Consider the following 12,636-nt stretch of genomic DNA (forward strand, 5'->3'; position numbering starts at 1 on the left):
ATCTTTCATTCGCCGCGGTGTTGCGGCAGGCGAGCGGTAGAGAGGTCGAGGAGCAAGCGATGGCGTCGGTGAAGCGCACGATGATTGCGCAGCAAGGCTTCGACTTCGCGGGGCTTTTCACGCTGCAGTTCCATCGGCTCAAGGTCGCGGGGAGCTGTGTGCGCAGCGTGGAGTTGCTGGCGCCGGAGGTCGACAGTACCGGGGGCGGGAAGCAGGCGCTCCAGCACATTTCCCTCAAGCCCGATGCGCCAGGCTTTGCGCCCGTGACGGTCGGTTCCGTGAACGTCGCGGCGAAGACTGGTCAGCTTCGCACCTTCAACTGCCTGAACAAGCTCTACCAGCAGCGGGGTCGTCCCCTGGATGTCGACCCTCAGAGCTATCAGCAGTTCTTCGATAACGCGCGGATGTTCTTGGGGCAGCAGGGCTTTACCGTGCAGATTGAGATGGAGCCTCCGAGCGGCGGGTCCATCGCGCCACCCAAGGCCGGAGAGGGCAACCGGGTGCTTGGCTGGATCCTGATCGCCGGCCTGTTCTTCCTGCTTCTGATTGTCGGAGCTGTCGCCGCGTACGTCGTGTTCTTCCGTCCAGGGGGCTGACGACGACGCGAGGCGTCTGGCCTGCTAGCCACGCGCGACTATTCTCCGGCTGTGACCGACTCAGCCCCGCACCTCGCCACGCTTCTGGTCTCTTGCCGCGACCGCCGTGGGCTGGTCGCTGGTCTTGCGCAATTGCTCTATGGGCACGGCGCGAACATCCTCGACTCCGACCAGCACTCGGATCCCGCCGAAGCCATGTTTTTCCAGCGCATCCGCTTCGACATGAGCGAGCTGATGACGGACCGCACCGCGCTGGAGCAGGGGGTGAGGGAGGTCGCTGAACGCTTCGATATGCAGTGGCGCATCGCGTACGCGCAGGACGTCAAGCGCGTGGCCATCTTCGTCTCCAAGTACGACCACTGCTTGTACGACTTGCTGTTGCGTCACCGCGCAGGTGAGCTGCCGTGCGTGATCCCGCTGATCATCAGCAATCACCCGGACCTTGGTCGCGTCGCTGAAGACTTCGGTGTGCCCTTTCATGTTTTCCCGGTGGATAAGCTAAACAAGGCGGAGCAAGAGGGGAAAGAGCTCGAACTGCTGGAACACCGCGGGATCGACCTCGTGGTCCTGGCTCGCTACATGCAGATCCTCTCACCCGAGTTCTGTGACCGACTACATGGCCGCGTGATCAACATCCACCACTCGTTCTTGCCTGCGTTCGTTGGCAGCAAGCCATATCACCAAGCGCATCAGCGTGGGGTCAAGCTGATTGGGGCGACGGCGCACTACGTGACAAGCGACCTGGATCAGGGCCCGATCATCGAGCAAGGTGTGCAGCGGGTGAGCCACCGGGACTCCGTAGATGAGCTGGTACGGAAAGGACGCGACCTGGAGAAGCTGGTGCTCTCCCAGGCGGTGCGCTGGCACCTGGAAGATCGCGTCTTGGTCTACAACAACAAGACCGTCGTCTTCGATTGATTGCAGTGCGGATTTAGTGGCCGGCGTCGGAGGCTAGCCGCCATTTTGGATCGGCGTAGCGAAGATCCAGATGTCGTCGAATACGCCGCTCGCGAAGTTGCCGCCATCGACGGTGTTGCCGAAACGCAGGCTGCGGTCTTCGCTGCCGTTGCGCATGTTCAGGGGGCTCAGTGCCCCCTGGAGGTTCAGGCGTTGACCGTTCAGGTAGAGCTGCACGCCGCTCCCGCTGCTGCCGTTGACCAGCAGGCTCCAGCTAACGGCAATGTGGACGCGCTGGTCGTGGACGATGCTGTAGTCCTGCGCCTGAACGATACCCTGGAACGGAACCCCAACTGCGCCGCTCGCCCTGGCGATGAAGCGCAGGGTGTTGTTGGCTGTTTTCTCTAGGGTGAAGCCACCGTTCTCCTGATTGTCCGTCTCGAACAGCATGTGAGCGGTGTTGTCGCTGCTGTCGAAGTAGGAGTCGAAGTAGAACATCAGCGCACCTTGGCGGTAGTCGATGTTGACCGTACCGTCTCCCGCCTCGGGGATCGTGAAGAACTCGTTCTTCGCGTTGATCCGGATCCCGAACTCACACTCGCTCTGGAAGAAGTCATTGTTCGGATCGGTGCTGACGCTGCTCGACTTGCCGACTCCCAGCGCCGGCGACAACACGTCGTCCAGGGTGTCGAGCGTCGAGTGGTAGCGGGGTTGGGCGGGCACACTCAATCCAGCTGGAAATGCACAAGCCGCGACGGTCGAGCCACCGCTGCCACCCGCCGAAGTGCCGCCGCTAGGGCGGCCGCCGACTTCCGTGCCGCCGAAGCCGCCCATGCCGCCGTCGACGTTGCCACCCACACCGGAGCCGCCAGCGCCTGCGCTGCCGCCCACGCCGGCTGAGCCGCCGTCAGTGCCGGAGGAAGTGAACTCACTGCCACCGCACGCGGCGAGAGCAAGGCTCGAAACCGTAAGCAAAACAAGCCAACGCATGGCTTCAAAGTACCACTCTGGGGCTTCGGAAGCACGCAAACGGATTCTTCTGATGTCGCAACATTCTCGCGCCGTAGCGATGTGCGACTGCGAAGAAGATTCCCTCGGAACCTAGCGGGATGCTCCGTGTCGAAGGCCCCCACGATGCTACGGACCTTGAGAAGCTGGTGGGTTTGGGGGTTAGGGTGCACCGCGGTTTGCTTGGCGGCGCCGTCGGCTGCCGCGGACGAGATGCAAGGCCTGCGCTCCGACGCGCTGGTCGAGCGGGACAACAGCGTTTCCGTGACGCTTGACCGTGGCTTCGCGAAGTTGGTCGTAGAGCGCAGTGTGTTCAATGGTGGTGAGCGCCACGACCAGGCCACCTTCTGGATCAACCTGCCTAACTCTGCAGTGGCGACTGGGCTGCGGACGCTTGGATCCCTGAACGGAAAGCCCCACTGGTTCGCTGGTGATCTGATGGAGGCGGAAGCCGCAGCGGCGAAGTACCAGGAGCTGACTGGTGTTGGTGGCTATTACCCCAAGGATCCAGCGCTGCTCTCGTGGCGCCAGCAAGACTATCTCGCTCTCCAGGTGTTCCCGTGTCCGCCGGGTCAAGTGAAGCAAGTCGAGTACACGCTGCAAATGCCACTCACCTACTCTCAGGGCAGCTACTTGGTGGAGCTCCCGAGCATGGGAACCGAAGAGCTGCCGGCGCGCATCGAAGTGCGCGCCGCGCGCTCCGGAGACCAGCTGAAGCTGAACGGCAAAGCATGGCAAGCTGGCAGGCGGTATCAGTTGCCGCGCGATGCCGCGACGACCTTAGAGCTGGTACCCACCAAGGCCCCGCGCATCAGCGGAGAGTTCGGACAATACGTATTTGCCAAGCAGCGGGTGCTGACCCACTTCGAGTTTCGGCTCGCGCCCCAGCTCAGCAAGGCCCCGAAAGGGGCCAGCGTCGTGCTGTTGATCGATGCCTCGAAGTCGATGGGATCGCGCTCGAGCGCTGCATCCGACGCGGCGCGTGCGTACCTCAGCTACGTTCCTGATGCCCAAGTTCAGCTGGTGTACTTCAATCGCAAAGCAGAGGAGCGCTTCAAGTCCTGGGTGGGCGTCGAGCGGGCGCGGGTAGACTTGAGCGCCTACTCACCCAAGCTTGCCAACGGCTCCGAGCTGGGAGACGCCCTGGACACGGCTGACCGTCTCCTCGCGGATCGCAAGGGGCCGCGCCGGGTGGTGCTCTTCACCGACGTGAAGACTCGGCGTTCGCTGACTCCTGGCATGCTGAAAGGCAAGCTGGCTCGCAGCAAGGCGTTGATGCACATCGTCGACATCCGACTTGGCGACTCTGCCCTCGAACGCGACGACACCAACGCGTTCGCGCCAGTGGCTGCGGCCACGGGGGGCGTGCTCTGGCACGGCGGCTTCGATGATAGCGCCGACTCCCGTGTGCGCGCCGAGGAGCTGGTGCGTCCGCTGCGCCTCCACGCGCCAAAGTTGACCGCGCCCGGTGTGCCCAATGACATGCTACCAGAGCCCGAAGAGCTTTGGGAGGGAGAAGCCGTCGGGCTAACGGAGCTCGTTTCGGTTCCGGGAGGATTCGTGCGGCTGCAAGGCAAGCTCTGGCAAAAGTCGGTGCAGCGCACTTTGTCTCCCGACGCCGCGGAGAGCAAGCGCTGGGCGGCGCTGGTGTTTGGGCAGGATCTCTACTCCGACTTGAGCGAGCCCGAGATGATGACTCTGGCTACCTACGGCGGCGCGGTTAGTCCCGTGACGAGCTACCTCGCGATTGAGCCTGGGGTGCGCCCTTCAACCGAAGGCATCGAGTGGGGCATGGTCGGAACCGGAGCTGGCGGAGGCGGCCGCGGAATCGGCATTGGGCTTGGTGGCGTCGGAACGCTGGGGCGCATCGACGAGCAGAGCTGGTTCAAGCAGGCGCTTCGTAGGGCGCTCGTTCGTTGCCGCGCGAAGAGCGCAAGCTTGCGGATCGAGACGACCCTCGATGAGGTGGTCGACGTCGACACCCTCTCGGTGGTTCCACTGCAAGGCGTGCAGGTGCCCGTCGCGCGGCAGTGTCTGACTCGCGCTGGCTGGGCGCTGGATCTGCCTGGTGGCTTTGCCAAAGAGCATGCCATCTATCCCGTGCGGATCGCTCGCTAAGCCGTTCAGCGCCCGAACACGATGCGCTCGCTGTTCAAGAGGCGCGCGCCGACTCCCAAACACAAGAGTGACAGCGCGAGCGTCGCTAGGCCCGCCAGTGCTAGTCCCAGGGCACCTGGTGGGCTGCCCGCCATCACATCCGTGAGGAATTGAGTCTGCGCGAGAATCGGCACGCTCCACATCCACGGCTGGGTGTCGACGGGCGACAGGCTCAAGAGGAGCCCTGGCAACATGGGCAAAAACAGAATCAGCGAGAGGTACGTTTGAGCCTCTTTGTAAGAGCGCGCGAAGGTAGCGATCAACATCTGCAGTGCGCTCGCAAGCGCGCACAAGGGGACAAGCACGAGCCACATCTGAAGGCCCTGCGTCCAGCCAATGGAGAAGTGCAAGCCTAGCTTCTGCAGATCGACCTGACTCATCGCGACGAGACTGGTGAAGAGCGTCAAGCTACAACTCACCAAGCCGAACAGGGACGCCGTAAGCCATTTCCCTCCGGATAATCCAAAGCGCGACGCCGGATTGATCAAGAGTGGCTCGAGGGAGCCTCGCTCCCGTTCGCCCGCGGTGGTGTCGATGGCTACCTGCATGCTACCGATGAAGCACGCCATCAACGCTAGCATCGGGATCAGGCTCAAGAGGCGTGCCGTGAGCTTGCTGGGGGTGCTCGTGTCGTGCTCTTCCACGCGGATTGGCAGCAAAAGATCGGGGCTCACTCCCCTGGCGATCAAGCGCAACGCCCCCACGCGCTGGGAGTAGCCGAGGATCACACGCTGGGCTTTGCGCGCGGTGCGCCGCGACTCGGAGCGACTGTCGTCGAAGTAGAGCTGCAAGGAGCTTGGGCGGCCGGCCTGGTAGTGTTCTGCGTAGTCTTTGGGAATGGCCAAGATGGCCTCAGCCTTGCCTAGTTCGACGGCGCGTCGAGGATCGGGGGTGAGGTCAGCCGCAGCTGCCTCAGCGTCAACTCCCTGGGTCCCCAGGTGCTCGATCAACCCGGGCGCATTTTCCATGCCGATCACTGGCAATTTCGTGCGCGCAGTCGGTGCCTCGCGCTCGATCAGTGTCTGGAACATCACCGAGAAGAGCAACGGCATGAGCAGGGGGAAAAGGAGCGCAGAGAACAGCGACCGGCGGTCCCGTAGGGCGTCTATCAATTCCTTGCGGAATACAACGAGCAGCACCTTGAGGGGACTTGGCACCCTCCCCCCCAAACCCGTGGGCTGCGACCCGGGCGACTCGGGCGCTGACTCACTCATCCGAGTCCCTCAGCGCTGCCAATCGCGTCGACGAAGGCGTCCTCCAGGTTGCTCGTTCCGGCGCGTTCTAGTAGCTCGGCAGGTGTCCCGGTGGCGACGACTTTACCCCGGGCGATCACCACCACGCGATCGCACAGCTCGCCGACCTCTTGCATGATGTGGCTCGAAAAGACCACGCAGCGACCTTGGCGCTTCAGCTCGCGAATCACGCCGCGCATGCTCCGGGTCGCCATCACGTCGAGGCCATTGGTTGGCTCGTCGAGAATAAGGTTCTGCGGAGCGTGGATCAGCGCGCGCGCGATCGCGACCTTCGCGCGTTCCCCCTGGGAAAAGCCTTGCACGCGACGATCGGCGAGGGACCGCATCTCGAGCTCGTCCAGGAGCGCCTCGATGCGCGCGTCGAGGGTAGCGCCAGCGAGGCCTTGCAAGGAGCCGAAGTAGTGAATGTGTTCCCGTGCGGTAAGTCGCGGATACAACCCACGCTGGTCCGGCACGACACCGAGGCGCTGCTGAGCCGCACGCGGTGAGCGCCCAATGTCTACTCCATCGATGGTGGCGGAACCTGAATCTGCGCGGGTGAGTCCGTAGAGCATGCGCAGGGTCGTCGTCTTGCCAGCTCCGTTTGGACCGAGCAAACCGGTGATCTCGCCATCAGCGGCACGGAAACTGACTCCGGCCACTGCGTGGATCGCACCAAAGCGCTTGTCGAGCTCGCTGACCTGAATCATTGCGTCGCTAGGCGCGTCAGTTGGCGACTACCCAGGCGCGGCGTCAAGGACGCGGTCCCAGTAGATCCAGGAAGAAGTGCGGGCGCTTCAGCCCCTCGACGCAGCCGGTGTCCAGGCCCTGCGTGTTGCCATCGCGAACGAACCGACTCACCAGGTTGGGCACGCACCCCACACTCAAGGTGCCATGGCCCTGACCAGGCACGACCAGATGCAGCCCTTGATGTAAGCCATCCAAAGTCAAATCCGCCCAACGGGGCGGCGTCGCTGGATCGAGCTCGCCTGACAGCAGCAGCGTCGGAACGTCGCTGACCACCGGCTCCGCGGCCTTGGCGTCTGCTATCGCGTGGGGCCAGACATCACACGCCTTGCGGATTTCCGTGACGCTCGATGCGGGGAGGAAGCTCTGGTTCGAGTACTCCGCCAGCTCGGCGTCGCTGACGCGAGGTAGATCTTCAGCGCAGGCAACCGACAGCAGGAGCCCAAGGCTCATCGTCTCTTGCACGCTGTGGGACACCAACATCGCCTGGGTGAGGAGCGCATCGAGCTTGCCGTCGGCGACTTGCTCGATCACCACCGGCAGGAGCTGGCTCACCTCTGCGGAGTAGAGCATGCCCCGAACTGCAGAGGCGAAAGCATCCGCCGTGAGCGTGAGTTCGAGCTCTTCTCCGGTCTCCGGATGCTGCACCTTGGCGATCAGCGGCTCGCGCTCGAGGCGGGCCATCAACGCGGCGAAGTCTTGCCGCAGGGAAGGGTAGCTCCGGTTGCAGTCCACGTTGCGTTCGCAGTAGTCGAACGCTTGATCGAGCGCGCGCTGACCGTCGGGGAGGAAGTCTAAGAACAAGCGCAGCTGCGGTGGTGCGACGCCGTCGAGCACCATGCTCCGGAGCGAGCTCGAGTGCTCGCGAGCGTAAGCGAGGGCGAGACGTGTCCCGTAGGAGGCGCCGATCAGGTTTACGCGCTCATAGCCCAGAGCTTTGCGCACATCTTCCAGATCGGCTACCGCGGCAGCGGTCGTGTACTGAGTCGTGTCAGCGTCTAGCGCGGCAACACATTGCTTGAGCTTGTTCTGGTTAAAATCCGTACGGAATTGCTCGTTGGGGTCGTTTGGATCCGCGAGCTCGCAGTTGAGTGGATTCGATTGGCCAGTGCCGCGCTGATCGAGGAAGACGATGTCACGTTCGCGGCGCACACTCTCGAGTAGCGGGGCCATGTCGTGGGCGAGCGTGATGGCGGATTGCCCCGGCCCGCCAGCGAGAAAGAAAACTGCATCCCTGGCCGGGGACGCCGAGTATGAGCGAAGCACTGCGTAGTGAAGCTGGATGCGCCGACCGCTCTCGAGCTCGCGGTTCTCCCACACCGAGGTCTGGCCGCACAATGCGAGGGTGCCTTTGAGGTCGCAGCGTTCGAGACCTTCTGCCCCGCGCACGCCGGCTGGGTGAAGCTCCGGGTTGGCTTCGCTACACGCTAGGCCGACCAGCGCCATGGCCAGTAAGCGGCGCGCTCGCTTGATCTCCCGCCAGGCTGCGGAGCCGCCATGAACGATGCGAGAACCTGGTCTGGAGAACCACACCACGATCTCTCAGTGTAGCCCGCCCTTCGGCTCCCTCAAATCGCGTTTTGCCGCGATTGTCTGAAGCGGTGTTGTCTGAAGCGGTGTTGTCCGAAGCCGCGGGTTCAGGAGCGGTAGGAGATGTTGTTCAGGACGCTCAGGACGTCGCGGTCGAGCACGGTCTTTCGACCATCGCGCGCGGCGGTCTTGATGGCCTCCACGCTTAGCCGCCGTAGGTGGTCGCTGAGCACGCTCATCACATTGTCCGAGGTGTTGAACTCTGAGCGTGCGCGGATGTACTTCTTCAGCTTGGAGGCCACGATGAGGATATCTTGAGGCAGGTCCTTGTCGTCGATCTCGGGTAGTCCGCTCATTCCGCTGCCTGCTCCTCTTTCACCGCTGCCTGCTCCTCTTTCACCGCCGCCGTGTCTCTCACCGCCGCCGTGTCTCTCACCGCCGCCGTGGTCACCGCCGGCGCTTCGTTTCACGACCCCTAGCTTTGCTGCTCGCTGGGCGGGGTCCGAGTCATCGCCTTCCAGCGCGCGTTGCACCGCTTGTTGACGTGCTTCTTCATTCCGCGCGGCAACCTCTTGGGCTTCGGGGGTGGCGCGAACAGCGGCGCGCTCTTGAGCTGCGGCTTCTTCTGCCTGCTCGCGCTCGAAGGCGGCCTGAGTGGGCGACTTGGTTTGCTCTGCCCATGCGTCGCGGTGCCGCATCATCGGCAAGTGCGCCTCCCAGCAGGGCAGCGAACAGAAGAAGAGCCCCAGGCGCTTGCGGTTGCAGGTCGAGACGCTGCACACGAAGTAGTTCTGCTCGAAGCCAATCGGCTTTTTGCAGCTGCTGCAGAGTTTGAAGTAGTCGCTCAAGGTGTTCGCCGCCCTACTGTTTCGCCGCCCTACTGTTTCGCCGCGGCGAGTGTTCGCCGCTCAAGATGGCTTCCTTCGCCGCGGTGCTGCTGTCAATAGGCTTCAGTCTCGCTGTTGCTTCAGCCAGGCGTGCAGTTCGCGCAGAGCCGCGAGGTCCTCCGCATCGTCCCCGACGCCAACCGCCAGGTAGAGTTCCGTCGCTCGCGTGCGCCGCTGCTTCGCCAGGTAGGGGCGATCCATGCGCTCGAAGGTACGTGCTTCGATGGTCATCACCCGCGCCAACGTGCGCACGACTTCCGGGGGCCCGAGCAGCGTGACCAGGGTCTTGATGTCCAAGGTCTCGAACGTCTGCCGATCGACGCGCAGCAAGTCCAGGTAGGCTTCAGACAGCGCTTCCAGCGCTCGCGTGTCTTCCCCCTTGGCTTGATAGCCCAGGGCGCGAGCGATCGCCTGCATCGCCTTCTCGATGATGCGCATGACGAAGTCCTGCTTCAGCATGCGCCGATGGTAGTCCCGCTGCGCGGGTTGGCCATGGAAAGCGGCAGGTCAGCGCCTTCAGCACGAGCGAAGCACTGCGTGCTTATTGGAGGTGAACTACCCGCACCCGATGGTTTCCGCTGTCATCACCGCGATTGCCATCAGCGACGTAGAGCGTGCTGCCATCGCTGCTCACGCTGATGCCTTCCATCCCGTAAAACTCGGCGGTGAGCGGTGTCGAGGAGTCCATCCAGCCTTGGGTACCGTCGCCCGCGATGGTGGTCACTTGCCCGCCAGAGATCTTGCGCAGCACGTTCCCACCGGTTTCGCTGACGTAGACGTTACCGCTGCCGTCCACGGTGAGTCCCTGGGGGGCGTTGAAAGCGGCGCTTGCGAGAACACCGTCGGTGGTTGCTGCGCTGCCGTCACCTGCGAAGGTGCTTACGACGCCGGCAAGTGTTACCTTGCGGATCACATTGTTGTCCCGATCGGCGACCAAGATCTCGTCACCGCTCAGCACCGCCACAGCATAGGGTGTGTTGAAGCGCGCGGCGGTACCCGTGTCATTGACGAGGCCGCTCTGAGCGCTGTCAGAGCCGGCGAGTGGCGTGATGACCTTGCTCGTCGGATCGAAAATCCCGATCCGCTGCTCGAGGAAAAATGACATCACCACGCGGCCGTCACTCAGCGTTGCGAGCCCACGAGCGCGTCCAGAGTCGTCGACCTGCAGAGTGGCGCTACCGCTGGAGTCCACGCGCCAGAGTGCACCACCGCTGCCAAAGGTGGAGTTGTAGTCAGTCTGCACGAGCAGATCGCCGCCGCTCAAGAACGTGAGCCCAAACGGCCGCGCGAAGCTGCTCGCCTGGACGAACGTCGTGACGTCACCGCTTGTGGTGACCTTGCGGATCAGCCCGTTGTCGAAGTCTGCGACGTACAGGCGATCGCTGGGGCCTAGCAGTACGTTGACGGGGTTGTTGAAGTGGGCGAAGTCCCGTGTGCCGTCCTGTTTGCCGGACACGCCATCTCCCGCCAATGTCTCGGCGCCAACGCCAGTGAGCGGCGGCAAGTTCGTGGCAGGAGAGCCCGCGGCGCCGCCGGTGCCTGCCGCGCCGCCGGTGCCTGCCGCGCCGCCGGTGCCTGCCGCGCCGCCGGTGCCTGCCGTGCCCGCGCTGCCGGCTGCGCCCGAGCTGCCTGCAGTTCCACTCGTACCCGCACTGCCTGATGTCCCGCCCGTGCCGCCCATACCAGCAGCGCCGGAGGTGCCAGCACTTCCCGCGGCCCCTCCAGTGGTGTTGCCTGCGCTCCCACCGCTGGCGGCCATACCACCGCTGCCTGAGTTCCCAGTTCCTCCGCTGGCGGCCGTGCCACCGCTACCTGCAGACCCCGCGGAACCGCCGGTCCCCCCGGAACCCCCCGTGCCGCCGTCATCACCACCGCACGCGACCAAGAGGAGGGCGAGCACCAGGGACGTTGATCCAGATCGCATGGCGCGCATTCTACGCTGGACTCGGACCTGATGCTTGGTTGCTTGCATTCGTTTCTCGAGAATGGCTGAGATGAGCACTTCTGAACAATCGCTTGAAGTTTTCGATGCGTGGGTAAGTGGTGACGTGGCGGTGCGGTTCTCACGAAGCGTGCCGCGCTCACGAAGCGTGCCGCGCTCACGAAGCGTGCCGCGCTCAAGAAGCATTGCCGCGTGCTTTGCCGATTCGGCTTGGTGCCCTCCCCATTGCCGCAGCGAGTGCGGACGTTAGCACTTTCGGACTGAAGGCCGAAACGGGAGGCGTATGCATGCGGAAACGCCGCGCGCGCTTCGTGGAATCGCGTGCAGGTCACGGTGCGGCGCTTGGGCTCACCGGCCGGGCGGTGTAGCATGCGGCCTCAAAGTCCGTTGCTCAGCCCATAACTAGTCGAGATTACATGGATTTTAAGCACGCCCCCAGGGTCGTTGAGTTGCTCCAGCAGGTGCAGGATTTCATGCAAAGCCACGTCTACCCAGCGGAGGCTGAGTTTGAAGCCGCCCTGGATCGTCAGTCGACGCGTTGGCAGGTGCCAAGCCTGATGGAGGAACTCAAGGCCAAGGCCAAGCAAGCGGGCCTCTGGAACCTGTTTCTACCGGAAAGCGATTACGGGGCGGGTCTGAGCAACGTGGAGTACGCCCCGCTCTGCGAAGTGATGGGCCGTTCCTTCATCGCGCCCGAGGTGTTCAACTGTAACGCCCCTGACACTGGCAACATGGAAGTGCTGGTACGTTACGGGACACCCGAGCAGCAGAAGCAGTGGCTCGAGCCGCTGCTCAACGGTGAGATTCGCTCATGTTTCGCGATGACGGAACCCGAAGTCGCTTCCAGTGACGCGACGAATATACGCGCGGAAATCCGCGCGGATGGGGATGAGTACGTGCTGCGTGGGCGCAAGTGGTTCACCAGTGGGGCGGGGGATCCCCGCTGCAAGATTTGCATCTTCATGGGCAAGACGGATCCCTCCGCGCCCCGGCACCAGCAACAGAGCATGGTGCTCGTGCCGATGGACGCCCCGGGCGTTAACGTCGAGCGCATGCTCCATGTTTTCGGCTACGATGATGCGCCCCACGGCCACGCAGAGGTCACGTTCGATGGCGTGAGAGTGCCCAAGTCCAACATCTTGCTTGGCGAGGGGCGTGGCTTCGAGATTGCGCAAGGGCGTCTAGGGCCGGGACGTATCCACCACTGCATGCGTACCATCGGCATGGCGGAGCGTGCTCTGGAAGCGCTTTGCAAGCGTGCCAACCAGCGTGAAGCCTTCGGCAAGCGGCTGGCGGAGATGGGTGTCACTCAGCAGATCGTTGCTGAGTGCCGTATGGAAATCGATCAGGCTCGGCTGCTCACGCTGCACGCCGCCTGGAAGATGGACCAAGCGGGCAACAAGGTGGCACGCTCGGAGATCGCTCAGATCAAGGTGGCCGCGCCACGCATGGCCCTTGCGGTGATCGACCGCGCGATTCAGGTCCACGGTGGGGCAGGCGTTTCCCAGGATTTCTTCCTGGCTCGCGCCTACTCGCATATTCGGACGCTGCGTCTGGCGGATGGGCCCGACGAGGTGCACTTGGCGCAGGTTGGCAAGTTGGAGTTGAGAAAATTCCCCGCGGAATGAACCCCGCTGCAT

11 protein-coding genes are annotated in these 12,636 nt (G+C 63.5%); 4 read left to right on the plus strand and 7 right to left on the minus strand.

The genetic code is table 11. The features are described from left to right. The first annotated feature begins 59 nt into the window (after window positions 1–59). Window positions 60–596, plus strand: coding sequence for a hypothetical protein (locus H6718_20475; GenBank protein ID MCB9587791.1), 537 nt, complete (start codon window positions 60–62; stop codon window positions 594–596). A 51-nt stretch (window positions 597–647) separates the two neighbouring features. Further along, window positions 648–1,514, plus strand: a complete 867-nt coding sequence (gene purU / locus H6718_20480) for a formyltetrahydrofolate deformylase (protein MCB9587792.1) — start codon at window positions 648–650, stop codon at window positions 1,512–1,514. A 33-nt stretch (window positions 1,515–1,547) separates the two neighbouring features. On the opposite strand, the gene H6718_20485 is transcribed toward purU, so the two are convergent. Next, window positions 1,548–2,483: a hypothetical protein gene (locus tag H6718_20485; GenBank protein MCB9587793.1), complete on the minus strand. Its 936-nt coding sequence runs from the start codon at window positions 2,481–2,483 to the stop codon at window positions 1,548–1,550. 156 nt (window positions 2,484–2,639) lie between these two features. Here H6718_20485 and H6718_20490 point away from each other — a divergent pair, with 156 nt between their 5' ends. Then, a complete protein-coding gene (locus H6718_20490) occupies window positions 2,640–4,619 on the plus strand; it encodes a VWA domain-containing protein (protein MCB9587794.1) in 1,980 nt (659 codons plus the stop codon). Between the two features lie 5 nt (window positions 4,620–4,624). Here H6718_20490 and H6718_20495 read toward each other — a convergent pair whose 3' ends face one another. From H6718_20495 to H6718_20520, 6 genes are all read right to left on the minus strand, one after another. Then, entirely contained in the window at window positions 4,625–5,872 is a 1,248-nt protein-coding gene (locus H6718_20495; protein MCB9587795.1) for an ABC transporter permease, read from the minus strand. Beyond that, window positions 5,869–6,600 carry an ATP-binding cassette domain-containing protein gene (locus tag H6718_20500; GenBank protein ID MCB9587796.1) on the minus strand — a complete coding sequence of 244 codons (732 nt, stop codon included), beginning with the start codon at window positions 6,598–6,600 and terminating at the stop codon, window positions 5,869–5,871. Before H6718_20500 ends, H6718_20495 begins: the two co-directional genes overlap by 4 nt. 43 nt (window positions 6,601–6,643) lie before the next feature. Next, window positions 6,644–8,170 carry an alpha/beta fold hydrolase gene (locus H6718_20505; protein ID MCB9587797.1) on the minus strand — a complete coding sequence of 509 codons (1,527 nt, stop codon included), beginning with the start codon at window positions 8,168–8,170 and terminating at the stop codon, window positions 6,644–6,646. A gap of 104 nt (window positions 8,171–8,274) precedes the next feature. Beyond that, window positions 8,275–9,015 (minus strand): hypothetical protein, encoded by a 741-nt coding sequence (locus H6718_20510; GenBank protein MCB9587798.1) that lies wholly within the window; start codon window positions 9,013–9,015, stop codon window positions 8,275–8,277. Window positions 9,016–9,117: 102 nt separating this feature from the next. Beyond that, window positions 9,118–9,513 carry a hypothetical protein gene (locus H6718_20515; GenBank protein ID MCB9587799.1) on the minus strand — a complete coding sequence of 132 codons (396 nt, stop codon included), beginning with the start codon at window positions 9,511–9,513 and terminating at the stop codon, window positions 9,118–9,120. 82 nt (window positions 9,514–9,595) lie between these two features. Continuing rightward, window positions 9,596–10,978, minus strand: coding sequence for a hypothetical protein (locus H6718_20520; GenBank protein ID MCB9587800.1), 1,383 nt, complete (start codon window positions 10,976–10,978; stop codon window positions 9,596–9,598). A gap of 434 nt (window positions 10,979–11,412) precedes the next feature. Between H6718_20520 and H6718_20525 the strand changes: the two genes are divergently transcribed. Then, a complete protein-coding gene (locus tag H6718_20525; GenBank protein MCB9587801.1) occupies window positions 11,413–12,624 on the plus strand; it encodes an acyl-CoA dehydrogenase family protein in 1,212 nt (403 codons plus the stop codon). Window positions 12,625–12,636 lie beyond the last annotated feature (12 nt).

Source organism: Polyangiaceae bacterium (genome assembly GCA_020633205.1).
Lineage (GTDB): Bacteria > Myxococcota_A > Polyangia > Polyangiales > Polyangiaceae > JAHBVY01.